The following is a 23,428-nucleotide window of genomic DNA, read 5'->3' as shown; positions in this document are numbered from 1 at the left end:
ACGGAAGGTTTGGCGCATGTGCCGCTCCCTCCCTACGCCGGTGTCAGCCGGATCAGGTTCGACGGGTCGCGGGCTGCTGCCTGCCTCTCAGCCGCGCACAAGCGGCCCCCCGGGGTACGATCCGAGTGTAGCTTTCCCACGGCCCATGCGCAAAGGCTTTTGCCGGTTGCGTCAATGCCGTTCAGATGCCACCCAAGGTGATGCTCATCGGCCACGCAGATCAAAAGGCGCAATTCCTCGAAGCGCTCGATAGCGGGCGCCTGCACCACGCCTGGCTGATCGCCGGGCCCCACGGGATCGGCAAGCGCGCCTTCGCCGATTGGGCCGCCATGACCCTGCTCAGCGGCCAGGCCGATAGCCCCGCCGATCATGTGGCGCGCGCGCTCGTAGAGGCAGGTTCCCACCCCGATCATCGCGTGCTGGAGCCACCGACGGAAGGGAAGGGCAGTGCCACCCATTCGATCCTGATCGATCATGTCCGCGAACTGTCCGAGTTCCTCCACAGCTACCCGGCCATCGCCCCGCGGCGCACCCTGATAGTCGACTCTATCGACGACATGAATACAAATACAAGCAATAGCTTCCTGAAAGAACTTGAGGAGCCGCGCGAAAAAACGGTCTATCTTCTCGTCAGCCATTCCCCCGGCCGCCTTCTGCCCACGATCCGGTCGCGCTGCCGCACGCTGCGCATGTCGCCGCTCAGCCCGGGCGAAACGGAAACGGTGCTCCAGGCGCAATTCCCCGAACTGCCGCAGGCCGAGCTCGCTTCCCTCGCACAGCTCGCGAACGGTGCGCCGGGTTCCGTTGCCGCGCTCGCCGGCGCCGATCTCACCGGCCTCGAGACCGCGCTCAGCCGCATCTCCGGCGGTGCCGATCCGCTGCAGTTCGCCCGCAGCGTCTCCACGGCAGCAGCCGGCCCACGCTTCGATGCCCTGCTCACGCTCGTACCGCGCCGCCTGGCCGAAGCCGCCCGCCGCAACCCGCAGCCTGCGCTGTTCGCGCTCTACGACGAAGCCCAGATCATCGTCCGCGACGCCCTCCATCTTGCCTATGTGCCCGCGCAAGTGGCATTGGCGCTGGCCGACATCATGGCCCGCGCAGGCCGCATACAGGATTCAGGGCCAGCACGATGAGCCACTACTATGTCACCACCGCCATTTCCTATCCCAACGGGCGGCCGCACATCGGCCACGCCTATGAAGTGATCGCGACCGACTGGCTCGCCCGCTTCGCCCGCCTGGACGGCCGCGACACCTATTTTCTCACCGGCACCGACGAACATGGGCTGAAGATCGCGCAGGCCGCCCGCACCGCCGATATTTCCCCCAAGGAATTCGTCGACGGCATGTCGGCCCACTTCGTCGCCATGTGCGACCGGCTCGACATCAGCCGCGACCGCTTCATCCGCACGACCGATGCCGACCACAAGGCAACCGCGCAGGCACTCTGGACGCAGATGGAAGCCGCCGGCGACATCTATCTCGACCGCTACGAGGGCTGGTACTCCGTCCGCGACGAAGCCTATTACGACGAGGAAGATCTGGTCGTCGCCGACGATGGCACCAGGCTCGCCCCGACCGGAACCGAAGTGCAGTGGACAGTCGAGGAGAGCTGGTTCTTCCGCCTGTCGCGTTTCCAGGAACCGCTGCTGAAGCTCTATGCAGAGCAGCCAGACTTCGTACAACCCTCAAATCGTCTCAACGAGATGCGAGCATTTGTTGAGAGAGGGTTGAAAGATCTGTCGATCAGCCGCACCAGCTTCGATTGGGGCATTCCCGTGCCGGGCTCGCCCGGCCATGTGATGTATGTCTGGATGGATGCGCTCACCAATTATCTGACGCCGTCTGGCTGGCCAGCTGCCGGCTGGGAGGCGCGATGGCCGGCCAACCTGCACGTGATCGGCAAGGATGTGGTGCGCTTCCATGCCATCTACTGGCCCGCCTTCCTGATGTCGGCAAACCTGCCGCTGCCGGGGCGCATCTTTGGCCATGGCTTCGTCCTCAACCGCGGCGAGAAAATGTCGAAGTCGCTCGGCAACATCGTCGAGCCGATGGGCCTCGCCGACACCTTCGGCGTCGATCCGCTCCGCTATTATCTGCTGCGCGCGATCCAGTTCGGGCAGGACGGCGAATGGAGCCACGAGGCCATCGGCCGCCGCATCAACGCCGATCTCGCCAATGATCTGGGCAACCTGGCCCAGCGCACGCTCAGCATGATCGCCAGGAACTGCGCCAACGCCGTCCCCGCCGATGGACCGGCAACCGAAGCAGACCTCGCACTTCTGGCGCAGGTGGAACCCATGCTGCACGAAACCCGCGCTGCGCATGAAGCCGTCCGCCCGGACATCGCGCTCGATGCGATCTGGGCCCGCGTCGGCATGGTGAACGCCTATCTGAACGAGAACGCCCCCTGGGCACTCCGCAAGACCGATCCGGCCCGCGCCGACGTCGTGCTTTACCATGCCGCCGAATGCATCCGCCGTATCGCGCTTCTCGTGCAACCGGCCATGCCCATCAGCGCCAACCGCCTGCTGGACCAGCTCGGAACAGGGCAGCTCGGAACAGGGGGGGGCGACCGCAGCTTCGCCACCTACGGCAATCGACTGATCCCCGGCACGCCGCTCCCGGCACCCGAAGGCGTTTTCCCGCGCTGGGCAGAGCCTGAAACCGCCGACTAGGTCGCACCTCGTCGGCGTCCCCGCCGACAGTGAATCTCGTCGGCGTCCCCGCCGACAGTGAATCTCGTCGGCGTCCCCGCCGACAGTGAATCTCGTCGACGTCCCTGCCGTCAGTGAACCTTATCGGCGTCTTCGCCGCCAGTGAAGATATCCGATTCATCGGTGCCTTCGCTGGGCGTCCGGTGCACGAATGCCAGTACCGCCAAGCCGATCACCGCAGACAGCAGCGATCCGGCATAGACACCGATCTTCACTGCCAGTTCGGCCTCCACATTGTGGAAGGCCAGCTTGCCGATGAACAGGCTCATGGTGAAGCCGATGCCGGCCACGAAGCCGACGCCCACGATCGAGGGCAAGGTGCCCGGCCGCTCCGCCTTCATCAGCAAACTGCCGAGGATCGTGCCAATCGTGATGCCCAGCGGCTTGCCCAGGAACAGGCCCAGGATGATGCCCAGCGAAACGGGGTGCCCCAGTGTCGCCGCAAGCCCACCGCCCACGGCAGCCCCCGCACTTGCCAGCGCAAACACCGGCATAACGCCATAGTGCACATAGGGCCGCAGCTTGTGCTCCAGCTCGATCAGCAGCGATTCCCCGTCCCCGTTCCGCATGGGAATGGCCAGCGCCGCCAGCACGCCGGCAATGGTCGGGTTCACGCCGCTCATCTGCATGCACGCCCACATCGGCATCGCCAGCAGCATGTACATGCCATGCCAGTTCTTCTTCAGCCGCGTCAGCACCAGCATCGGCGCATAGAAAACCCCCACCATGGCAAGCCAGCCCAGGTGCAGCGTATCGGTATAGAAAAAGGCGATCACCAGAATGGCGATCAGATCGTCCACCACGGCAACAGCCAGAAGGAATATCTTCAATGCCGGCGGCACGCGGCTTCCCAGCAGCGCCACCACACCCAGCGCAAAGGCAATATCGGTCGCAGCCGGTATGGCCCAACCATGCTCAAAGCCGGTACCGTTGGTCACGAGCAGGTAGATGAGGGCAGGGCACAGCACGCCCCCCAACGCCGCCACCAGAGGCAGCATGGCGGTGGAAACACTGGAAAGCGCCCCCTCCATCAGCTCCCGCTTCAGCTCCAGCCCCACATAGAAAAAGAACACCGCCATCAGCAGGTTCTTCACCCATTCGGCTGTCGTCATGGAGATCGACAGCGAGCCGAAGCTGAAGGTGCCGACTGTCTTCAGCACCTCCGTCTGCATCGGCGCCCACTCCGAATTCGCAAGCAGCATGGCAGCAACGGCGCAGGCAAGCAGCACGATGCCGGGCCAGGCCTCCGACGGAATCTTGTTGATCAAGCGTAGCATGCGGCTCTTCTAGCCTGACGATCGGTAATTGAAACCCTGCGGCATCCACGCCACATGCAGGCGATGCTGATCGATTCCCACTGCCACCTGAACTATCCCGGCCTGGTCGAAGACGAGGACGGCGTAGTCGAGCGCGCCCGGGCGGCTGGGGTTTCGGCAATGATCTCCATCTCCACCCGCGAGCGGGAGTGGGACGATGTGATCGCCGGGGCCGAACGTCATGCAGATGTGTTCGCAACCGTCGGCATCCACCCGCACGAGGCAGACCAGCATCCGGACATCGACACCGCAAAGCTGGTGGACCGCGCGCAGCACCCGAAAGTGGTGGGAATCGGCGAAACCGGCCTAGACTATTTCTACGACAAGTCCGATAGAAACCAACAACGTAAAAGTTTTTATGCACATATAAGTGCAAGCCGTCAGACGGGTCTGCCGCTGATCGTCCACACCCGCGACGCCGAAGACGACACCATCGACATGCTGAGGCAGGGGAGCCGCGACGGCGCCTTTCCGATGGTGATCCACTGCTTCACCGGAAGCCGCCGTCTGGCGGAGGCCTGCCTCGATCTGGGCGCCTATATCTCGCTGTCGGGAATCGTCACCTTCAAGAATGCGCGCGAGCTCCAGGAAACCGCCCGCATCATCCCGACCGACCGGCTTCTCATCGAGACGGATTCGCCATTCCTCGCGCCGGTGCCGATGCGTGGGAAGGTCTGCGAGCCCGCCTATGTGGCGCACACCGCCAGCTTCCTCGCCAAGCTGCGCGAAACGGATGTGCAGGAACTTGCCGCAACTACCGCCTCCAACGCACGGAAACTGTTCACAAGATTGTCCGCCTGATGAAACTCACCATGCTCGGCTCCGGCACCTCGTCCGGAGTTCCGCGCATCGGGGGAGACTGGGGCGATTGCGACCCCGCCAATCCCCGCAATCGCCGCCGTCGCGTATCCATCCTGGTCGAATCCGCAGACACGCGCCTGCTCGTCGATACCGGCCCGGACCTCCGCGAACAGCTGCTGGACGCCAATGTCGGCTGGATAACCGCCGTCCTCTACACCCACGATCACGCCGACCATTGCCACGGCATCGACGACCTGCGCGCGCTATTCCACGCCGCCCGCCGCGAAATCGACTGCTACATGGATCGCGAAACCCGCGCCGGCCTGCGCAGTCGTTTCGCCTATGTATTCGCCGGCCGCGCCGGCTACCCGCCAACGGCAAAGGCGCATCTCATCGAAGGTGACCTGCAGATCGGCTCCATCCGCGTAAGGGCGTTCCGTCAACAGCACGGCCCGGTTCACTCGCTCGGCTTCCGCTTCGAGGCAGAGGGCAGGGCGATCGCCTACTCGACCGATGTGAGCGCACTTCCCGAAGCCGCCTGGCCGCTGCTCGCCAATCTCGATCTCTGGGTCGTCGACGCCCTTCGCCGCCAGCCCCATCCCACCCACAGCCACCTCGCACAGACGCTTGAATGGATCGACCGGGCCAAACCGCACGAAGCCTGGCTCACCCACATGGACCAATCGATGGACCACGACAGTCTGGCGGCCGAATTGCCGCCCGGCATAACCCCGGGCTATGACGGCCGCATATGGGAGGGCAGGGCATGACCTTTGCACTGGTAAGCGTTCTGGCAAGTCTGGCGTTGATTCTCGCGCTGAACTGGAACCGATTTCAGCAAATGGGCTCCGGCCAGATCCTGCGCATGGTGCTGATCTGGGGCGTCGTCATCGCCGCCCTGTTCCTGATCCTCAGGCTGTTCGGCTTCTAGAACGCCGCCGAGAAATAACCAGATACAGCAGAAGCCCGATCACATTCCACAACAGGAAATATTCCTGCGTCTTCGATGGCAGGCTGAAGAACAGATAGAGACAGCCCAGGATCGCGATCCCGCCCACCAGCGGCGCCGCAGGCACGCGGAACAGCCGATGCCGCTCAGGAGCCCGCCGGCGCATCACCAGCATGCAGACGGCGACCGCCACGAAGGCCGCCAGCGTCCCCGCATTGGCGAGCGCCGCAATTTCCGCTAGCGGGAAAAAGCCGGCCACCAGCCCCACCACCATCGCCGTAAAAATAGTGCTGCGAACCGGCGTACCGCGACTGGAGACCTTGGCCATTCCACGCGGCAGCAGGCCGTCGCGGGCCATCACGAAAAAGATCCGGCTCTGCCCATAGAAGAAGGCCAGGATCACCGTCGGCAAGGCAATTACGGCCGATCCGGCCAGATAGGTTGCCGCCATCGGGCTTTGCAGCTCGCGCAGGATCAGCGCCAGTGGCTCGGGGCTGTTGGCAAATTCCTTGAAGGGCAAGGCGCCGACGGCAACGGCGGCAACAACCATATAGATCAGCACGCAAATCACCATCGATCCCACAATGCCCCGAGGCAGGTTGCGCGCCGGATCCCTGGTCTCCTCGGCAGCGGTTGCAATCGCATCGAAGCCATAGAAGGCAAAGAAGATGATGGCAGCGGCCGCCATCACCCCCCGCTCGACACCGTCCGGCGAGACGGTTTTGCCAAAGCCGAACGGCATGAAGGGCTGAAGGTTTGCGGCATTGAACGCGGGCAGGGCGACTGCCACGAACACCGCCAGCGCAACGATCTTCACAACCACCAGCAACGCATTGAGATTGGCGCTTTCCTTGGTCCCCACCATCAGCAATCCGGCAACCACCGCGATGATGAATATCGCAGGAAGGTTAACAACGCCGCCCAGTTCGGGGGCCTGCATCACCTCCATCGGAATGCCAAAGGTCGCCTGCAACAACGGCGCGGCATACCCCGACCATCCAACAGCCACGGCGCTGACAACCAGGCTGTATTCCAGGATGAGGCTCCACCCGATCACCCAGGCCAGCAATTCACCGATCACCACATAGCTATAGGTATAGGCACTGCCGGAGGCGGGTATCATCACCGCCATCTCGGCATAGCAAAGCGCCGCGCAGGCGCAGATGGCGCCCGCAATCACGAACGAGAAGATGACGGAAGGCCCGGCCTTGTCAGCTCCGACGCCGATCAGCGTCAGGATACCGGTGCCGACGATCGCGCCAACACCCAGCGCCACCAGATGCACCCATCCAAGAGTTGGTACCAGGCGATGATCCGCGTGCAGATCGCCCGCGGCCTCAAAACTCTTTCGGCTGTTCCAGCTCATTCAGATCTCCCTTGGCGCCATTCTCCCGGTCTGCAGGGATAATCCCGCCAAATCAATCGCCCGCCGGCTCAGAAACGGATACCGGACTGATATCCGGATAGCCGCGCCGAGATCAAAGCCCGGGTTCCAAGCGTATTTTACATAATATGGATTATCGGATTGCACACTCAGATCGAAGCCATCCCCTTTGCCAGTCAATCCCTACCCCGATTCCTGCTAGCCTCAACGCATGGGAAACACCGCCACAACCCGCGCCAATCTCGACCGCTGGCAGGACTATATCCTTCGCTCGCACGACAAGCAGAGCTTGTGGGACATGCTGCACCCCGATTGCGTGTTCGAAAGCCCGGTCGTGCATACGCCCCAGCGCGGCCGCGACATCACCTTCAAATATCTCGTCAGTGCAGACAAGGTGCTCGGCGGCCCTGGCTTTGCATATGTGGGCGAATGGCTGAACGAAACCGGCGCCATCCTGGAGTTCACCAACGAGATCGAAGGCATCCGCATCAACGGCATAGACATGATCACCTTCGATACGGACGGCCTCATCACCAATTTCAAGGTTATGGTTCGCCCGCTGAAGGCCGTTAACCTTCTGCACCAGCTGATGGGCGCGCAGTTGCAGGCGATGGCGGCAGCCCAGGCCTAAGTCGCAGAAACGGGCCAGCGCTTCTCCAGCTCCGCGACGCTCAGTTCAACGATCTCGCCCAGCACGGCCAGGTCCATATCCGCCAGGGATTTGAAATACAGGCAGGATTTTCCCCTCCGATACTTGCCCAGCCGCGCCAGAAACGGCTCGAAATCCCCCGTTTCGCCAATCACATAAGCAACGATCTCGGCCTTCCGCGGCGAAAAACCGGTGGCGCACATCTCACCCGAGTGCCCGCTCGCATAGCTGTAGCGATAGCGTCCATAGCCAACGATCGTCGGCCCCCACATCCGCGCTTCCCACCCGTAACCCGCCGGAACAGGGCATCCAGCACCCTTCCCTCCTCGGCCCACCGCTCCGGCTCCACGCCATCCAAAAAGGCTGGGACCGAAATTTCCGTTGGCTTCGTCTTCGGCTCTGGCATGAAGTTTCCCTCGCGCTGACGCATCAGGAGAGTGGCATGAACGCAGACGACAGGGAACAGGCGCTGGCGCAGATTGCACGCCTCGCGTCCATCATGGAACGGCTGCGAGGTCCCGATGGCTGCGAATGGGATCGCGCCCAAACCTACGCGAGCATAGCGCCCTATACCCTTGAAGAAGCGTATGAAGTTTCCGACGCCATAGCTCGTAACAATATACCGGATCTGCAGGAAGAACTCGGCGACCTGCTTCTCCAGGTGATCTTTCACGCGCAGATGGCGTCAGAGGCAGGCCATTTCACCCTCGCCGACGTCGCCCAGGGAATCTGCGACAAGATGGAGCGTCGACACCCGCACATCTTCCGCACCGACATTCCGCTGTGCGCCGAAGAAGTGAAGGCCAATTGGGAAACCATCAAGGCGGCCGAAAAACCCCGCGCGTCTGCTCTGGACGGCATCGCCCTGCCCCTGCCCGCCCTCACCCGCGCCGAAAAGCTCGCCGCCCGGGCAGCCCGCACCGGCTTCGACTGGCCGGATGCGCAAGGCCCGCTCGACAAGATCCATGAAGAACTTGCCGAGATCGCCGCTGCCGGCACGGATACGGAACGCCACGAGGAAGCCGGAGATCTGCTCTTTGCAGTAGCCAACTATCTGAGAAAGCTAAAGATAGATCCGGAAGACGCCCTGCGCGCTGCAAATCGCAAATTCGAACGCCGCTTTCGCGCCATCGAAGCAACGCCGGGCTTTTCCAGCCTCAATCTCGAGCAGCAAGAGGCTCTGTGGCAGTCGTACAAGTCGCGAGCGACAGGGTAAAACTCCATACCGCCATGAATTCTTCGGCAGGCAGTTACCCAAAGCGATCCAGATTAATATAGAACTTTCATAAATATTGTATTTCAAATACTTATGAAACAGACTTCAGAGTGCCTTGAACCTTCGCTCCGCATCGCTCGTCAACCGCACCCGCAACAGCACCTGCCCGCCATCATCGGCTTGCGAAACAACTTCCCCATGCGCATGCAGCCAGGCAAGGCGCTGCCCATCCGAGGGATGCAGCCGTATCTCCCGAACTTCGCCCGGCGCCTGCAGCCGGTTCGCCAACAGCGATTTCAGGTCCCACACCCCCTCGCCGGTCAGCGCGGATACCAGAATGACGTCTGGATCGCGCTGCGCTCTTTCTACAGCTGCATCATGCGTTTCCACGTCAAGCTTGTCAGCCTTGTTGAGCACCTCGACGATCGGCACCCTGCCCTCACCCTCCAACACGCCCAGCGATTGCAGAATGTCCATCACGTCCGCGGCCTGCGCTTCCGTGTCCGGATGCGAAAGATCGCGCACATGCACCAGCAGGTCCGCCTCGATCACTTCTTCCAGAGTCGCCCGGAATGCCGCCACCAGTTCCGTCGGCAAGTCTGAAATGAAACCAACGGTATCGGAAAGAATCACCTTCGTTCCACCCCGTGCCCCCGGCAGATGAATGGCGCGCATCGTCGGATCCAGCGTTGCAAACAGCAGATCCTGCGCCATCACCTCTGCACCGGTCAGCCGGTTGAACAGCGTGGATTTCCCGGCGTTGGTATAACCCACCAGTGCAATCACCGGGCTGGGCGCCTTCTGCCGCCGGGTCCGGTGCAGCGTGCGCGTCCGGCGAACCGATTCCAGTTCCTTCTTCAGCCGCGCGATCCGATCTCGCAGCAGCCGGCGGTCGGTCTCGATCTGCGTTTCACCGGGGCCACCCAGAAAGCCGAAGCCGCCCCTTTGCCGCTCCAGGTGGGTCCAGCTGCGTACAAGCCGCCCGGCCTGATATTCCAGATGCGCCAACTCCACCTGCAGCCGGCCTTCGGCCGTCGCGGCACGTTCGCCGAAAATCTCCAGGATCAGGCCGGTCCGGTCGATCACCTTGGCCTTCAGTGCCGTTTCCAGATTCTTCTGCTGAATGGGCGTGATCGCGGCATCCATCACCACAACTTCCGCCTCATGCGCCTGCACCAGCGACGCAAGCCGCTCCAACTGGCCCTTGCCCAGCAGCGTAGCCGGCGCCATGGCCCGCAGGCGCACGATCTCGGCACCGCGGACGTCCAGTCGAATGGCAGCCGCCAGGCCGGCGATTTCCTCCAGCCTCGCTTCAGGAGAGCGCGCGCTCGCCACCGGGCGCCCCGGAAAAACCGGGTGCACGACTATGGCAGGCGCGCCGAAACTCGTTCCAAGCGCCTGATCGAACCCGCGCCGATCCAGTTCGGCTACGGGTTGCTCATCGTTGTTCAATCTTCCTCGTCCACCCGTTCCGGTTCGAACAGCTGCACGGGAGCTGCGGGCATTACAGTCGAAATCGCGTGCTTATAGACAAGCTGCGAATGACCATCGCGCCGAAGCAGGACCGAGAAGTTGTCGAACCAGGTAATAACGCCCTGAAGCTTCACGCCGTTCACCAAGAACATGGTTACCGGAATCTTCTGCTTGCGCACGGCATTCAGGAACACGTCCTGCAGATTATTCGCCTTGTCCGTCGTCTTCGCCTTTTCGGCCATGCTGGTTGCCTTCTAGCAGTCTTGGCAGGCAGTTGCACCTGCATCCGCACCGTTGCCCGGCGTCGGCCGGCGCGCACATGCACGCCTTCCACGAATGTAGGGAGGGTTTGCGCACCGCACAACAGGCTAAGCAACGCTATCTGCCTATTCGGCGACGGAAGCCGCCGCGTCAGATCTATTCCAGCTCGTCCCGATCATGTTCGGCGATACCAAGCGCCTTCAATTTCCGGTGCAGTGCCGAACGTTCCATCCCAATAAACGCCGCTGTCCTACTGATATTGCCCGAAAATCTACGAATCTGAACCTTCAGATACTCCCGCTCAAACGCTTCACGCGCCTCTCGCAGCGGCGTTCCCATGATCGATTTCGCCGCCTGATCCGGCAGCAGCCGCGCCGGCTCCACGGTCAGTTCCGGCGGCAGATGGTCCAGCTCGATCCGTTCGGTCGCATTGGACGGCGCCAAAATCAGCGTCCTCTCCACGATATTCCGGAGCTGCCGCACATTGCCCGGCCAGCCATAGGCCTGCAGCGCCGCCATCGCATCGTCGGAAATGTTCGGCGTCTTCACCCGCCGTTCCGCAGAAAGCCGCGCCAGGAAATATTCGGCCAGATGCGGAATATCCTCGCGCCGTTCCACCAGCGGCGGCAACCGCACCGGCACCACGTTCAGCCGGTAATAGAGATCCTCCCGGAAACGTCCCGCCTGGATCTCGGCCGCAAGGTCGCGCGCGGTCGCCGAAACCACCCGCACATCCACCTTGATCGATCGCGTCCCGCCGGATCGCTGAAAACTCTGCTCGGTCAGCACGCGCAGGATTTTCGCCTGCGTCGTCATAGGCATGTCGGCCACTTCGTCGATGAACAGCGTGCCGCCGTCCGCCACCTCCAGCAGGCCCGGACGGATCAGCTCCCCCCCCTGCTCCGCACCAAACAGCACATCCTCCACATCATTCGGCTCCATCCGCGCGGCCGCAACCACCACGAACTGCCGGTCCGCCCTGTTCGACCAGCGGTGCAACAGCCGCGCGGCAACTTCCTTGCCCGAACCCGCCGGCCCCTGGATCAGCACCCGGCTGCCCGTCGCGCCCACCCGCTTGATCGTCGCGCGCACCGCGTTGATCTGCTGGCTCGTACCCGTCAGCTCATTTTCCAGTCCAGCGATGCTCCGCAGTTCGTCCACTTCGCGCCGCAACCGCTCCGTTTCGGTCGCTCGCGCCACCGCCATCAGCAGCTGGTCGGCCTGAAACGGCTTTTCGATGAAATCCCAGGCACCGCGCTTGATCGCCGCCACCGCCGTATCCAGATTTCCGTGCCCGGAAATGATCAGCACCGGCAGCCCGGGGTCCTTCGCCTTCACCGCATCCAGCAATTCCAGACCGTCAAGTCGCGACCCCTGCAGCCAGATATCCAGGATCAGCAGCGCCGGACGACGTTCCGCCAGCGCCGCAAGCGTGGCATCGCTGTCACCTGCAGTTCGCGGGCGATACCCCTCATCCTCCAGCACGCCGGCGATCAGGGAACGGATATCGGCTTCGTCGTCCACGACGAGAATATCGAGCGGCATCTAGCTGTGCACCTGTTCTGGTTCGGGGTGAGAATCGAGCGCGCGATTGGCGGCCAGGTTGAATTCCATCCGCGCCACCGCCCCGCCGCCTGCCCGGTTGGCAAGCGCAAGATGGCCGTGATGGTCCTCGATGATCCGCTTCACGATGGCGAGGCCCAGCCCAGTCCCGCGCTGACGCGTGGTAACATAGGGCTCAAACAGCCTGTCGCGCAGCTCGCCGGGGATGCCACAGCCCGTGTCGGCGATCTCCACGACCAGATCACCGGCCTGCAGGAAAATCTGCACATCGACTTCGCCGGTCGCAGTTTCCGACATCGAAGCAATCGCTTCTGAAGCATTCTTCAGCAAATTCGTGAATGCCTGCCCAATCTGCCGCCGGTCACAAACAAAAGATGGCAGGTCGTCGATCGCCTGCAGCCGGAACTTCACATTGGGCGTCGCCACTTCCGCCAGGAACATGGCCTGCCGGGCTATGTCGGTGATCGATTCGGGCTGAAAGCTGGGGGTGGGCATCCGCGCAAAGGCGGAAAACTCGTCGACCATCCGCCGCAAATCCCCCACCTGCCGGATGATGGTGTCGGTCAGCTCGTCGAAAATATCGCGCCCGCGTTCCACTTCCGGCCCGAACCGACGCTTCAGCCGCTCCGCTGAAAGCACAATAGGGGTCAGTGGGTTCTTGATTTCATGCGCAATCCGCCGCGCAACGTCAGACCAGGCCGCCCGCCGCTGATCCGCCAGCTGTTGGGTAATGTCATCGAAAGTCAGGATATAGTTGCGGGCCTGCCCGGCATCCGCGGTCAGTCGCACCGCAAGCGTCTGGGTGTCCGGCCCGGCGCGCCCATGCGGGCGGGCCCGGCTGATTTCTGCGGCAGCGATCCCCTCCGTCCTCGCAGTCTCCATCAGCTCGGCAAATTCCGGCACGGCATCCGCCAGGGGGCGACCGGAAAGGCCCAGCGGTCCGCAATCCAGCAGGGCTTCGGCCCGCGCATTGGCCAGGCGGATGACACCATCGGAATCGATCGACAGCACCCCCGCCGAAACCCCGGAAAGCACAGCCTCCATAAAGCGCCGGCGAACCTCGGATTGCGTGTTTGCCCCGATCAGAGCTGTTTGCTGCGCCTTAAGTTGCGCCGTCATCCGGTTGAAACTGCGCGCCAAAACACCAATTTCGTCACCAGTCCCCTGGGGATTCACCCGCGCATCCAGATCGCCCTTCCCCACCCGCTCCGCAGCCTCAGCCAACTCCCCGATCGGCGTAACGATTCGCGAGGCCAGCAGGATCGCAAACCAGATCGCAACCGCCACCACCAGCAGCGACACGACCAGCAGGATCAGGTTGAAGCGCCACTGCAGGTCGCGCGAGCGCTCCGTCAGCGCGTTATAGTCGGTCAGCGCCGTCTGGGTGCGTGCAACCTGCTCCAGCACCCGCGGCTCCACCTTGCGGCTTGTATAGACGAAAAGCGGCGTCGGCGTCCGCAACCGCACCACCGCCTCCACACGATCCCGCGCCGAAGCCACTGCAAGCGCCTCACCAGGCCGAATGCTCGAGAGGTTCAAGGCAGCAGTCCGCTGCGCCAGAGGAGGCGCGTCCAGGCTTACCGCAACAACGATGTCCGGCCCGGCAGCACCCGGACGAAACACCGCAGCCTCGGACAGGTTTCGATACTGGACCTGCAGCTCCAGCCCCTGCCTGAAAGCCGGCGAACCCAGCCCGAAATCGACACTGTAGTTCGAGATATCCTGGCCCATCGCAACGATGTCATCCAGGATTCGCGATTTGTTTTCATCAACATAGGCCTGGGCAACACGATCCGCATTATCCAGCACGGTCTTGGCGCGTTCCGAAAACCAGAACTGCACGCCAAACTGGAACAGCAACGAGGCAAAAATGACGACGAGGATGGTGGGCGCCGCCGCAAGCCCCGCGAACAGCGCCACAAGCCGCACATGCAGCTGCGCGCCCGCCCGTCCGGCACGCCGGTTCGCGATCAGGATCGCGACACGCCGCGCGATCAGGATCAGCAATGCCAGCAACGGCAACAGGTTAGCCATCAGCAAAAGCGTCACCAGCTGCGGAGAAAACCCCTCTGCCGGGGCCCTCTGACCGGTCAGGATGGCATAGGACGCCAGCCCGACCGTCAGCGCAACGGCCGCGAGACCAATCTCAAGGCTGGGAAAACGGTCCGGACTTGCAGCCCATCTTCCCAGACGCCGCCGCGCAAGCCGCCACCGGATCGCGATACGTTCACTGTATGGCCCGGAAAGATTGGACATCTCGTCAGTATCTAGCAGAGCCGAGTGGCATTAGGAACACAGTTTGCGACACGCTGTGTCGCATTTGTAACTCTTTTCGCGGCTCAGCCCTGCCTTCTGCCAGTCCCCGGCTCAACGCCGCGATCTGTCAGCATCTTCCGCAGCGTGTTGCGATTAACCCCCAGCATGCGCGCCGCCTTCAGCTGGTTTCCGCGCGTCAGCAGCATCGCGATTTCCAGCACCGGCCGCTCGAACTCGGCCAGCAGCCGGTTATACAGGCCGTCCTCCGGCTCTCGCCCGGATTGCACCAGATGCCGCTGAAGCCATTGCAGGATGATGGTCTCCAGCGATTCATCGCCTTCGATCTTGGCCCCTTGCGCCCGCTCGGGCGGCAGCATTCCACCGTCGGCCTTGGTAATCCACAGCTCGGCCGCAGCCGCCGTCACAACTTCGTCGCGGGCCAGAGCGGCCAGGCGGCGCATGGCATTTTCCAGCTCGCGCACATTCCCGGGCCAGGACTGCTCCATCAGCCAATTGATGGCGCCACTATCCAGCAGCTTGCGCGGCAAGCCCTCCGATGCTGCCCGATCCAGAAAATGCCGGGCAAGCTCGGGGATGTCCTCAACCCTCGCCCGCAACGGCGGCAAACGGATCGGCACCACATTCAGCCGGTAATAGAGATCCTCGCGGAACAACCCGCTATCGATCAGCCGCCGCAGATCCTTGTGCGTCGCCGCCACGATCCGCACATTCGCCTTCAACGCCCGCGTTCCACCCACCGTCGTGAATTCACCCGATTGCAGCACGCGGAGCAGCCGGGTCTGCGCATCCATCGGCATGTCGCCGATCTCGTCCAGGAACAGCGTGCCGCCCTGCGCCTGCTCAAAGCGCCCCGTCGATCTGGAAGCAGCGCCGGTAAACGCCCCGCGCTCATGGCCGAACAATTCCGTCTCGATCAGTTCGCGCGGGATCGCCGCCATGTTGATGGCCACGAACGGCCCGGTCCGCCGCGGCCCCAGTTCATGCAGCGCACGCGCCACCAGCTCCTTGCCGGTCCCGCTCTCGCCCAGCACCATCACGGTCAGGTCCGTGGGGATCACCCGCGCAAGTGTGCGATAGACCTCCTGCATCGCTGAGGAGCGACCGATCATCGGCAGGGAATCGCCATCAGACCGAACTTCGCCTGCCACGACGGGTTTCCCCGCACTCTCTATCGCGCTCTTAACAGAACGCGTCAGTTCATTCAGATCAAAGGGTTTTGGAAGATAGTCGAATGCCCCCTGCTCCGTCGCCCGCACCGCCGTGGAAAGCGTATTCTGCGCGCTCATCACGATCACCGGCAACTCGGGCCGCCGTGCGGTCACCAGCGGAATCATGTCCAGACCGTTGGCATCGGGCAACAGCACGTCCGTCACGAGGACATCGCCTACGCCTTCGTCGATCAGCTTCCACAGGCCGGCCGCGCTGTCGGTCGTCCGCACCACATGGCCGGCCCGCTGCAGCGCCTGCCGCACGACGGTGCGGATGCCGCTGTCATCATCAACGACGATTATCGTACGCGTTTGCAAGCTCATTCCTCGTCCGGCGCCAGCGGCAGCAGCACACGGAAAACCGTCCTGCCCTGCCGCCGGTCATATTCCACGATACCGCCATGGTCGCCCACAATCTTGGCCACCAGCGCCAATCCAAGCCCGGTGCCGCCGCGCCGAGCGCTCACGAACGGCTCGAACAGATGGTCCGCGATCTGTGGGGGCGCCCCTTCGCCCTCATCGATGATGCATACCTCCAACGGCAGCGAAACCCGCGCACTCGTGCCATGCGCGCGCATCCGGAAGCCCTGGCGGAAAGCCGTGGTGATCGTCACGGTTCCCCCCGCAGGCGATGCCTCGACCGCGTTCTTGATGAGATTCAGGAACGTCTGCACCAGTCCGTCGCGATCCCCCATCACCGGCGGGAGCGAGGGATCATAGCGCTCGCGAAACTTCAGATCGCTGCCGAAACCAGCTTCTGCAAGCATCCGCACATGTCCCAGAACTGAGTGAATATTTTCCCGCTGCAACGTGCGCGGACGGGTATCGGTAAACCCCTCCATCCGGTCGATGAGCGCCCGAACGCGATCGACCTCGGAAATGATCAGTCCGGTCAATTCCTTGCCGTCCCGATCCGCCGCCTCGGCCAGCAACTGCGCCGCTCCCCGTATGCCCGACAAGGGGTTCTTGATTTCATGCGCCAGCATGGCCGCGACGCCAATCGCAGAGCGTGCAGCACCTTGCTGCCCCTTCTGCTTTTCCACCAGCGAGGTGACCGCCCGTGGCTGAAAGCTGAGCGCCAGCCAGCCCTCCTGGTCCGGAAGCCGGCCGACCAGCACATCCGTACGGGCGCGCCGCCCGCCGGCGAACTCGACCACCAGATCATAGGCGGCAATGTCGTTCCGGCTCTCCCGCGACTCCTGCACCAGAGAGCGAACCGGGCTGTCCTCCGGAAACAGCCACTCCCAACCCCGTTCCACCAGCTGCGGCTGGCTCACGTTGAGAAAGGTTTCCGCGGCGCTGTTGGCCAGCGCAACCCGCCCGTCCGGCGCCAGAAGCAACATCGGCGCCGGCAGCGCATTCCAGATATCGGCAGGCTGCGGAAACGATGCCGGCCGAAGGCTCGGAACTTCAGCCAGTCCCCCTGTCACGCAGCTTGCGCCAGCGATGTCGCCCGATCGAGCTGCATGGCGTAGAAATCGGCCAGCATCGCCAGCACCTTGTCGGGCGAGGCAATCATGTTAACCTGATTTCGGAATTCAGCCGATGAAGGCAAGCCCTTGGTATACCATCCAAGATGCTTCCTCGCGATGCCCACACCATGCTCTCGCCCATACAGCAGCAGCATCTCTTCATAATGCTCCAGCACCAGGTCGCGCTGCTCTGCAAGCTCGGGCGCGGCAGGAACCTCCTCGCCCTCGATCGAGGCCATGACCTGTCCCAGCAGCCACGGCTTGCCATAGGCGCCACGCCCCACCATCACCCCGTCGGCCCCCGATTGCCGCAAGGCTTCCTGCGCATCCTCAGGGGAGCAGATGTCGCCGTTCACGATCACCGGCAGCGAAACCGCCTGCTTCACCTGCGCGACAAATGCCCAGTCCGCCGTGCCCGAGTAGAGCTGGTTGCGCGTACGGCCATGAACCGTAATCATCTTCACGCCCAGATCTTCCGCTATGCGCGCCAGTTCCGGCGCGTTCAGACTGTCATGGCACCAACCCATGCGCATCTTCAACGTCACCGGAACTGAAACAGCTTTCACAGTTGATTCAATCAACTGCGATGCAAGCTTCAGATCACGCATCAAATGAGAGCCGGCATGCCCGTTGACGATCTTCTTCACCGGGCAACCCATGTTGATGTCGATGATGGCGGCGCCGCGCTGCTCGTTCAGCTTTGCAGCTTCGGCCATCACGCCCGGCTCACAACCCGCCAGCTGCATGGAAACGGGATCCTCGCTTGGATCCCACGCCGCCTTTTGCAACGACTGGCGGGTTTCCCGCACCATCGCTTCGGACGCAATCATCTCGGTCACAGTCAGCCCGGCACCGAAGCGCTTTACCAGCGTTCGGAACGGACGATCCGTCACGCCCGTCATCGGCGCAAGAACGACCGGAGCCTGAATATGCACGGGCCCGATCGACAGAGGGGAGAGTTTGACCATGAATCTGCCTAAAAATGCGGCACGGACATAGGCGAAGCCCCCCTTTTCGGCAAGGGCGCTACGCCCTATGGCAGCATCGTGATCAACAACAGTCCAGAAAACAGGCCCTCCGGCACGGCCGCACTGATCGTCGCGGCAGGGAAAAGCGTCCGCGCGGGCGGCGACATCCCCAAGCAGTTCCGGCGGCTCGGCGGAAAGGCGCTCGTCGCCTGGGCAGCCGAGGCGTTCGTCCGGCACCCCGGCGTCGATCGCGTGCATGTGGTCGTGGCGCCTGGCCAGCGGGAACAGCTGCTCGACCTGCTGTCCGAACTCCCGGTCACCGTCGGCGAAGGAGGCGCCACCCGCCAGGCGTCCGTTTTGAACGGCCTCAGGCAACTTGCAGGATCGCGCCCGGCATCGGTGCTGGTGCACGATGCCGCACGGCCGCTGCTGTCGGGCCAATTGATCGACCGCGTCCTCGCCGGCCTCCGCGAAGCGCCCGGCAGCTGCCCTGCCCTCCCCGTCGTGGACAGCCTGCGGTCCGGCGCCGAAACAATCGAAGGCGAAGTATCCCGCGACCGGCTGTGGCGGGTACAGACACCGCAAGGCTTCGACTTCGCGCTGCTCCTGCAGGCGCACGAAACCGCTGCAGAAGGCGCAACCGACGATGCTGAGGTCTTGCGTGCGGCAGGCCACCGGGTGAAGCTGGTCGAAGGAGACGCACGCGCGATGAAGGTCACCCTTCCCGAAGATTTCGAGATGGCCGAGCGTCTGCTCGATTGGGAAACCCTAAGCGGCACCGGCTACGATGTGCATCGCTTCGGGCCCGGCGACCATGTCTGGCTCTGCGGAATAAAAGTTCCCCATATTGCAGGGCTTCTCGGCCACAGCGATGCAGACGTCGGCCTGCACGCCCTCACCGACGCCATCCTCGGAGCACTCGGAGACGGCGACATCGGCGCGCACTTCCCGCCCAGCGACCCAAGATGGAAGGGCGCAAGCTCCGACCGATTTCTCGCCCACGCCGCAAGCCTTGTGCAGGCCGCAGGAGGCCGCATCGTGCATTGCGACATCACCTTGATCTGCGAATCGCCCAAGGTCGGCCCACACCGCGAGGCGATGGTCGCCCGCATCGCCGAGATTCTGGCAGACCACCAGCCACGCCTGAGCGTGAAGGCAACAACCACCGAAGGTCTGGGCTTCACCGGCCGCCGCGAAGGCATCGCTGCCCAGGCGATCGCTACGGTCAAGCTTCCTTGCTGGATTTCGAAATGAGCATCGATCAAGAACTATTTGATCTCGCTGTAAAAGTGGTCGACGAAAACCGCGCCGCGGGCAGACGCATCACCACAGCGGAAAGCTGCACCGGCGGCCTCGTCGCCGCCGCTCTCACAGAAGTATCCGGCGCCTCCGACGTTTTCGACCGCGCCTTCATCACCTATTCCAACGAATCCAAATCCGAATTATTGGGCGTTTCTCAAGACATACTGTCGACTCTTGGCGCCGTATCTGAAGCCACGGCCTGGGCAATGGCGCAGGGCGCCCTGCAGCGCAGCCATGCAGACATCAGCGTCGCCATTTCCGGCATCGCTGGACCGGGCGGCGGTACGGATAAAAAACCCGTAGGAACAGTAGTTTTTGCTCGCGCCTTAAGAGATGCAGGGAACTCGCCCGTCATCGCCGACACGCACCATTTCGGAGACCTCGGCCGCAGCGAAATCCGCCGTCAGGCCGCGCTCGTCGCGCTCAGGCTCCTGCTGCCATAGAGCTTCTGCGCCCGCCCCTCGAAGCTGGCGACCATTCGTTTAAATGCTTCATGAAAGAAAGCGCCAGCAACTCGCTCAAATATCTTCGATTTAAATTCAAAATCGACGTCAAACTCCAGCCGCGTCCCGCCACTTTCATGCGGCTTGAAATGCCAGTCGTTGTGCAGATGTTTCAAAGGCCCGGAAACATATTCCACATCGATATGACCCGGTCGATCCAGCCCCACGCGGCTCGTGAATGTCTCCCGCAACGATCGAAACCCGACAGACATATCCGCCACCAGCAAGGTCGGACTGCTCTCCCGGATACGCACGGCCGCTACCCACGGCAGAAACTGCGGATAGCTCCGCACGTCGGCCACCAGATCGAACATTTCCGCCGGCGTCCAGGGCAGAACGCGCGTTTCGCTATGCCGGGGCACCCGCCACCTGCTTGCCATGCTTTGCCATCCGAGCATCGCGCAGCCTGGCGAAATCCGCCCCCGCATGATAGCTCGACCGCGTCAGCGGGCTCGATGCCACCAGCAAAAAGCCCTTGGCCCGCCCGATCGCCGCATAGCTCTGGAATGTCTTCGGTTCGACGAACTCCAGCACCTTTGCATGGCGCGGCGTCGGCTGCAGATACTGTCCGATGGTCAGGAAATCGATGTCGGCAGACCGCATATCGTCCATCACTTGGTGCATTTCCTGCCGTTCCTCGCCCAACCCCACCATCAGGCCGGACTTGGTGAAAATCGTCGGATCAAGCCGCTTCACCTGCTCCAGCAACCGCAGCGAGTGGTAATAGCGCGCGCCCGGCCGGATCGTCGGATACAGCCTCGGCACCGTTTCCAGATTGTGATTGTACACATCCGGCCGCGCATCCACGATCCGCGCGACCGCTTCTGCCGACTTGTTGCGGAAATCCGGCGTCAGGATCTCGATGGTCGTTTTCGGCGTCCGCCGCCGCAGCTCCTGGATCACCTGCACGAAATGGCTGGCACCGCCGTCCGGCAGATCATCGCGATCCACCGACGTTATCACGATATGCTCCAGCCCCAGCTCGCCCGCCGCCTCGGCGACATGCGCCGGTTCCAGCGGATCCACCTTGCCCGGCATCCCCGTCTTCACATTGCAGAACGCGCAGGCCCGGGTGCAGGTATCGCCCAGAATCATCACGGTCGCATGCTTCTGCTGCCAGCATTCGCCGATGTTCGGGCAGGCCGCTTCCTCGCAAACCGTGTTCAGGTTCAGCCGCCGCATCAGCTTGCGCGTCTCGGCAAAGGCAGGCGAAGTCGGCGCACGAACACGCAGCCATTCCGGCTTGCGGACGCGCTCTGCAGGCTTGGCGGCCGGTTCCTGCACAGGAAGCATGCTGTCAGTCATCCCGGGGACATAGGGTTTTCAACCCCCGCGGGCAATCCACGGGCAGCCATGCAGCGCCTCAAACCCCCTGAAACCGCACAAACGCCTCCAATGGCGCCCGCCTGGCTGCAAACTGGTTCGCCTTGTCGCCCTCATCCGCAAAGCCGATGGCCATCCCGCAAAACAGCATCCGTCCTTCCGGCACTTCCAGAAACTTGCCGATGGTCTCCGGATAGATCGCCCAGCACTCCTGCGGGCAGCTATCCAGCCCCTCCTCGCGCAACAGCAGCATCAACGTCTGCAGATACATCCCCAGATCCGACCATTGCGGCGGTCCCATCGTCCGCGCCACCGTGCAGAACAGTGCAACCGGCGCCCCGAAAAACTGATAGTTCCGCGCAAACCACATCATCCGCGCCATCTTGTCCTCCCGCGGAATCCCCAGCGCCCCATAGAGATCCTCGCCCACCTGAAAGCGATAATCGCGATAGGGGCTCGGCAACTCCTTGGGATAGATGTCGTATTCGGTCGGCTCTCCGCGCGGCGCTTCCATCACCCGCGTCGCCATGATCGCCTTCAGCTCGTCCAGCTTCGCGCCGCCCACCACATCGATGTGCCAGGGCTGCAAATTGCCGCCCGAAGGCGCCCTTCCCGCCTTCTCCACCACGCGGCGCAACACCTCCCCATCCACCGGGGTCGGCAAAAAGCCCCGAACAGACCGGCGGCTGGCAACAGCTTCAGAGACGTTCATCCTTCACCCCGCATGGTTGTTAGCTGCAACGCGATTGCCTAAGGGTGGGGGCATATGTCCAGCCTACCCAATCTGCTGACCCTCAGCCGGATCCTAGCGGTTCCCCTGTTCGTTATCCTGATGTGGAACGCCACCTGGCTCGGCTACACGGCCGCGTTCGTGCTCTACTGCCTGGCCGGCTTCACCGACTATATCGATGGCTATCTGGCCCGCGCGCAGGGCACCGTCTCCAAGCTGGGCGTGTTCCTCGATCCCGTCGCAGACAAGATCATGGTGGCCGCCGTGATCGTCATGCTGATCCACAACAACCAGATCATCGGCTGGCATGTGATTCCCGCGCTCGTCATCATCCTGCGCGAAATAACGGTGTCGGGCCTTCGCGAGTTCCTCGCCACCGCCCGCGTTTCCGTGCCCGTCTCGCAGCTCGCCAAGTGGAAAACCACCTTTCAGATGGTGTCGCTCGGCGCCCTCATCCTGGAGCCGGCCAGCGCGCACTGGGCACCCTTCCTCCCTTCGCAGGAGGTCGGCCTCGTCACCCTCTGGCTCGCCGGCGTCCTCACGCTCATCACCGGCTGGGACTATCTGCGCATCGGCATCCGCCACATGACTGCCGAAATCGAGTGAGCCGCATCGAATGACGGTCCGTCTGCTCTATTTCGCCTGGGTACGCGAACAGGTCGGACTAGGCGAAGAAGTGGTGGACGCGGAAACCCCTGTTCCGCTCGGCGCACTTCTCGGGCAACTCCAGACGCTCAGCCCCGGCCACAAGCAGGCGCTGGCTGATCGAACAAGGCTGCGAGCGGCCATCAACCAGAATTTCGCCGGCTGGGATACGCCGGTAAATGCGGGCGACGAAGTCGCCATATTTCCACCGGTTACAGGTGGAAATTAATGTTCGAAGTAAGAGTTCAGCGCCACATGTTCGATCTCGCCAGCGAACATGCCCGCCTCGCCGCAATCGGCCCGGATGTCGGCGCAATCGTCAGCTTCACCGGCCAGGTCCGCGACGAACCGCTCGAACTCGAACATTATCCGGCCATGGCGGAGCGCCAGATGGAAGAGCTGCTGGCAGAAGCCCGCAGCCGCTGGCCGCTCAAGGGCGCCCTCCTGATCCATCGCCACGGCCGCCTGGAAACAGGCGCACCCATCGTACTGGTGCTCACCGCCAGCAGCCATCGCGCCGAAGCCTTCCAGGCCGCAGCATTCCTGATGGACTGGCTGAAAACCCGCGCCCCCTTCTGGAAGAAGGACGCAAATGGCTGGGTCAGCGCAAGGGAAAGCGACGAGCAAGCTGCATCGAAATGGGAAGATCGCTAGATAACCCAGTTCGACATA

Annotated in this window: 24 protein-coding genes, 1 pseudogene and 1 riboswitch; of the genes and pseudogenes, 12 read left to right on the top strand and 13 right to left on the bottom strand. The window is 62.9% G+C overall.

Annotated elements, in window-relative coordinates; genetic code table 11:
* Positions 1–12: 12 nt before the first annotated feature.
* Positions 13–122, bottom strand: a riboswitch (TPP riboswitch).
* Between the two features lie 63 nt (positions 123–185).
* Both IM784_RS02705 and metG read left to right on the top strand, forming a co-directional pair.
* Positions 186–1,133, top strand: a complete 948-nt coding sequence (locus tag IM784_RS02705) for a DNA polymerase III subunit delta' (RefSeq protein WP_199553728.1) — start codon at positions 186–188, stop codon at positions 1,131–1,133.
* Positions 1,130–2,677, top strand: coding sequence for a methionine--tRNA ligase (gene metG, locus IM784_RS02700; RefSeq protein ID WP_199553727.1), 1,548 nt, complete (start codon positions 1,130–1,132; stop codon positions 2,675–2,677). Before IM784_RS02705 ends, metG begins: the two co-directional genes overlap by 4 nt.
* Before the next feature lie 110 nt (positions 2,678–2,787).
* Here metG and nhaA read toward each other — a convergent pair whose 3' ends face one another.
* Complete coding sequence (gene nhaA, locus IM784_RS02695) at positions 2,788–3,993, bottom strand: Na+/H+ antiporter NhaA (RefSeq protein WP_199553726.1); 1,206 nt, start codon at positions 3,991–3,993, stop codon at positions 2,788–2,790.
* 63 nt (positions 3,994–4,056) lie between these two features.
* Here nhaA and IM784_RS02690 point away from each other — a divergent pair, with 63 nt between their 5' ends.
* From IM784_RS02690 to IM784_RS02680, 3 genes are read left to right on the top strand one after another with little or no spacing between them, the layout of a single operon-like run.
* Positions 4,057–4,833 (top strand): TatD family hydrolase, encoded by a 777-nt coding sequence (locus IM784_RS02690; protein ID WP_199553725.1) that lies wholly within the window; start codon positions 4,057–4,059, stop codon positions 4,831–4,833.
* Positions 4,833–5,603, top strand: a complete 771-nt coding sequence (locus tag IM784_RS02685; protein ID WP_199553724.1) for an MBL fold metallo-hydrolase — start codon at positions 4,833–4,835, stop codon at positions 5,601–5,603. The genes IM784_RS02690 and IM784_RS02685 overlap by 1 nt, the downstream gene beginning before the upstream one ends.
* Complete coding sequence (locus IM784_RS02680) at positions 5,600–5,764, top strand: hypothetical protein (RefSeq protein ID WP_199553723.1); 165 nt, start codon at positions 5,600–5,602, stop codon at positions 5,762–5,764. Before IM784_RS02685 ends, IM784_RS02680 begins: the two co-directional genes overlap by 4 nt.
* On the opposite strand, the gene IM784_RS02675 is transcribed toward IM784_RS02680, so the two are convergent.
* A complete protein-coding gene (locus IM784_RS02675; RefSeq protein WP_199553722.1) occupies positions 5,745–7,148 on the bottom strand; it encodes an amino acid permease in 1,404 nt (467 codons plus the stop codon). The genes IM784_RS02680 and IM784_RS02675 overlap by 20 nt on opposite strands.
* 229 nt (positions 7,149–7,377) lie before the next feature.
* Between IM784_RS02675 and IM784_RS02670 the strand changes: the two genes are divergently transcribed.
* On the top strand, positions 7,378–7,797 hold the full coding sequence (locus tag IM784_RS02670) for a nuclear transport factor 2-like protein (RefSeq protein ID WP_199553721.1): 420 nt from the start codon (positions 7,378–7,380) through the stop codon (positions 7,795–7,797).
* Here the strand turns inward: IM784_RS02670 and IM784_RS02665 are convergent.
* Positions 7,794–8,087, bottom strand: a complete 294-nt coding sequence (locus IM784_RS02665) for a DUF1801 domain-containing protein (RefSeq protein WP_235976491.1) — start codon at positions 8,085–8,087, stop codon at positions 7,794–7,796. The two genes, IM784_RS02670 and IM784_RS02665, sit on opposite strands and share 4 nt — an antisense overlap.
* Before the next feature lie 170 nt (positions 8,088–8,257).
* Between IM784_RS02665 and mazG the strand changes: the two genes are divergently transcribed.
* A complete protein-coding gene (gene mazG / locus IM784_RS02660; protein WP_199553720.1) occupies positions 8,258–9,031 on the top strand; it encodes a nucleoside triphosphate pyrophosphohydrolase in 774 nt (257 codons plus the stop codon).
* A 105-nt stretch (positions 9,032–9,136) separates the two neighbouring features.
* Here mazG and hflX read toward each other — a convergent pair whose 3' ends face one another.
* The 7 genes and pseudogenes from hflX to dusB form a co-directional block, all read right to left on the bottom strand.
* Positions 9,137–10,453, bottom strand: a complete 1,317-nt coding sequence (gene hflX / locus IM784_RS02655) for a GTPase HflX (protein WP_199554132.1) — start codon at positions 10,451–10,453, stop codon at positions 9,137–9,139.
* A 47-nt stretch (positions 10,454–10,500) separates the two neighbouring features.
* A pseudogene (hfq, locus tag IM784_RS02650) lies at positions 10,501–10,746 on the bottom strand (RNA chaperone Hfq); the annotation flags it as partial.
* Positions 10,747–10,921: 175 nt separating this feature from the next.
* Positions 10,922–12,310 (bottom strand): nitrogen assimilation response regulator NtrX, encoded by a 1,389-nt coding sequence (gene ntrX, locus IM784_RS02645; protein ID WP_199553718.1) that lies wholly within the window; start codon positions 12,308–12,310, stop codon positions 10,922–10,924.
* Positions 12,311–14,518, bottom strand: coding sequence for a sensor histidine kinase NtrY-like (locus IM784_RS02640; RefSeq protein ID WP_408015275.1), 2,208 nt, complete (start codon positions 14,516–14,518; stop codon positions 12,311–12,313).
* Positions 14,519–14,667: 149 nt separating this feature from the next.
* Positions 14,668–16,137 carry a nitrogen regulation protein NR(I) gene (gene ntrC, locus IM784_RS02635; protein ID WP_199553716.1) on the bottom strand — a complete coding sequence of 490 codons (1,470 nt, stop codon included), beginning with the start codon at positions 16,135–16,137 and terminating at the stop codon, positions 14,668–14,670.
* Positions 16,134–17,243, bottom strand: coding sequence for a two-component system sensor histidine kinase NtrB (locus IM784_RS02630; protein ID WP_328799420.1), 1,110 nt, complete (start codon positions 17,241–17,243; stop codon positions 16,134–16,136). The genes ntrC and IM784_RS02630 overlap by 4 nt, the downstream gene beginning before the upstream one ends.
* Positions 17,240–18,253: a tRNA dihydrouridine synthase DusB gene (gene dusB, locus IM784_RS02625; protein ID WP_199553714.1), complete on the bottom strand. Its 1,014-nt coding sequence runs from the start codon at positions 18,251–18,253 to the stop codon at positions 17,240–17,242. The genes IM784_RS02630 and dusB overlap by 4 nt, the downstream gene beginning before the upstream one ends.
* Positions 18,254–18,331: 78 nt before the next feature.
* On the opposite strand from dusB, the gene IM784_RS02620 reads away from it, so the two are divergent.
* Complete coding sequence (locus IM784_RS02620; protein WP_328799419.1) at positions 18,332–19,507, top strand: bifunctional 2-C-methyl-D-erythritol 4-phosphate cytidylyltransferase/2-C-methyl-D-erythritol 2,4-cyclodiphosphate synthase; 1,176 nt, start codon at positions 18,332–18,334, stop codon at positions 19,505–19,507.
* Positions 19,504–19,998 (top strand): CinA family protein, encoded by a 495-nt coding sequence (locus IM784_RS02615; protein WP_199553713.1) that lies wholly within the window; start codon positions 19,504–19,506, stop codon positions 19,996–19,998. The genes IM784_RS02620 and IM784_RS02615 overlap by 4 nt, the downstream gene beginning before the upstream one ends.
* Here the strand turns inward: IM784_RS02615 and IM784_RS02610 are convergent.
* Genes IM784_RS02610 through IM784_RS02600 form a run of 3 tightly spaced genes read right to left on the bottom strand, consistent with a single transcriptional unit; the run spans position 19,959 to position 22,093 of the window.
* Positions 19,959–20,420 carry a type II toxin-antitoxin system RatA family toxin gene (locus tag IM784_RS02610; protein WP_199554130.1) on the bottom strand — a complete coding sequence of 154 codons (462 nt, stop codon included), beginning with the start codon at positions 20,418–20,420 and terminating at the stop codon, positions 19,959–19,961. The genes IM784_RS02615 and IM784_RS02610 overlap by 40 nt on opposite strands.
* Complete coding sequence (lipA, locus tag IM784_RS02605) at positions 20,407–21,363, bottom strand: lipoyl synthase (protein ID WP_235976487.1); 957 nt, start codon at positions 21,361–21,363, stop codon at positions 20,407–20,409. The genes IM784_RS02610 and lipA overlap by 14 nt, the downstream gene beginning before the upstream one ends.
* Positions 21,364–21,421: 58 nt before the next feature.
* Positions 21,422–22,093, bottom strand: coding sequence for a nitroreductase (locus IM784_RS02600; protein WP_199553712.1), 672 nt, complete (start codon positions 22,091–22,093; stop codon positions 21,422–21,424).
* Between the two features lie 54 nt (positions 22,094–22,147).
* Here IM784_RS02600 and pgsA point away from each other — a divergent pair, with 54 nt between their 5' ends.
* The 3 genes from pgsA to IM784_RS02585 are packed head-to-tail and all read left to right on the top strand — an operon-like array spanning position 22,148 to position 23,410.
* The gene (gene pgsA / locus IM784_RS02595) at positions 22,148–22,717 is read left to right on the top strand and encodes a CDP-diacylglycerol--glycerol-3-phosphate 3-phosphatidyltransferase (protein ID WP_199553711.1); all 570 of its coding nucleotides are present in this window, start codon (positions 22,148–22,150) and stop codon (positions 22,715–22,717) included.
* Between the two features lie 10 nt (positions 22,718–22,727).
* Positions 22,728–22,985, top strand: a complete 258-nt coding sequence (gene moaD, locus IM784_RS02590; RefSeq protein WP_199553710.1) for a molybdopterin converting factor subunit 1 — start codon at positions 22,728–22,730, stop codon at positions 22,983–22,985.
* Entirely contained in the window at positions 22,985–23,410 is a 426-nt protein-coding gene (locus IM784_RS02585) for a molybdenum cofactor biosynthesis protein MoaE (RefSeq protein ID WP_199553709.1), read from the top strand. The genes moaD and IM784_RS02585 overlap by 1 nt, the downstream gene beginning before the upstream one ends.
* Positions 23,411–23,428: the final 18 nt, after the last annotated feature.

Source organism: Sandaracinobacteroides hominis (genome assembly GCF_016464365.1).
Lineage (GTDB): Bacteria > Pseudomonadota > Alphaproteobacteria > Sphingomonadales > Sphingomonadaceae > Sandaracinobacteroides > Sandaracinobacteroides hominis.
This window is presented reverse-complemented; position numbering and strand designations above follow the sequence as displayed.

Excerpts from the sequence above, each read along its gene's own strand:
- IM784_RS02665 (WP_235976491.1), bottom strand. The coding sequence starts at position 8,087 with ATGTGGGGGCCGACGATCGTTGGCTATGGACGCTATCGCTACAGCTAT.
- IM784_RS02685 (WP_199553724.1), top strand. The coding sequence starts at position 4,833 with ATGAAACTCACCATGCTCGGCTCCGGCACCTCGTCCGGAGTTCCGCGC.
- dusB (WP_199553714.1), bottom strand. The coding sequence starts at position 18,253 with ATGGTCAAACTCTCCCCTCTGTCGATCGGGCCCGTGCATATTCAGGCT.
- lipA (WP_235976487.1), bottom strand. The coding sequence starts at position 21,363 with ATGACTGACAGCATGCTTCCTGTGCAGGAACCGGCCGCCAAGCCTGCA.
- IM784_RS02690 (WP_199553725.1), top strand. The coding sequence starts at position 4,057 with ATGCTGATCGATTCCCACTGCCACCTGAACTATCCCGGCCTGGTCGAA.
- metG (WP_199553727.1), top strand. The coding sequence starts at position 1,130 with ATGAGCCACTACTATGTCACCACCGCCATTTCCTATCCCAACGGGCGG.
- IM784_RS02670 (WP_199553721.1), top strand. The coding sequence starts at position 7,378 with ATGGGAAACACCGCCACAACCCGCGCCAATCTCGACCGCTGGCAGGAC.
- mazG (WP_199553720.1), top strand. The coding sequence starts at position 8,258 with ATGAACGCAGACGACAGGGAACAGGCGCTGGCGCAGATTGCACGCCTC.
- pgsA (WP_199553711.1), top strand. The coding sequence starts at position 22,148 with ATGTCCAGCCTACCCAATCTGCTGACCCTCAGCCGGATCCTAGCGGTT.
- ntrX (WP_199553718.1), bottom strand. The coding sequence starts at position 12,310 with ATGCCGCTCGATATTCTCGTCGTGGACGACGAAGCCGATATCCGTTCC.
- IM784_RS02680 (WP_199553723.1), top strand. The coding sequence starts at position 5,600 with ATGACCTTTGCACTGGTAAGCGTTCTGGCAAGTCTGGCGTTGATTCTC.
- IM784_RS02705 (WP_199553728.1), top strand. The coding sequence starts at position 186 with ATGCCACCCAAGGTGATGCTCATCGGCCACGCAGATCAAAAGGCGCAA.
- IM784_RS02600 (WP_199553712.1), bottom strand. The coding sequence starts at position 22,093 with ATGAACGTCTCTGAAGCTGTTGCCAGCCGCCGGTCTGTTCGGGGCTTT.
- nhaA (WP_199553726.1), bottom strand. The coding sequence starts at position 3,993 with ATGCTACGCTTGATCAACAAGATTCCGTCGGAGGCCTGGCCCGGCATC.
- IM784_RS02585 (WP_199553709.1), top strand. The coding sequence starts at position 22,985 with ATGTTCGAAGTAAGAGTTCAGCGCCACATGTTCGATCTCGCCAGCGAA.
- moaD (WP_199553710.1), top strand. The coding sequence starts at position 22,728 with ATGACGGTCCGTCTGCTCTATTTCGCCTGGGTACGCGAACAGGTCGGA.
- IM784_RS02675 (WP_199553722.1), bottom strand. The coding sequence starts at position 7,148 with ATGAGCTGGAACAGCCGAAAGAGTTTTGAGGCCGCGGGCGATCTGCAC.
- IM784_RS02615 (WP_199553713.1), top strand. The coding sequence starts at position 19,504 with ATGAGCATCGATCAAGAACTATTTGATCTCGCTGTAAAAGTGGTCGAC.
- ntrC (WP_199553716.1), bottom strand. The coding sequence starts at position 16,137 with ATGAGCTTGCAAACGCGTACGATAATCGTCGTTGATGATGACAGCGGC.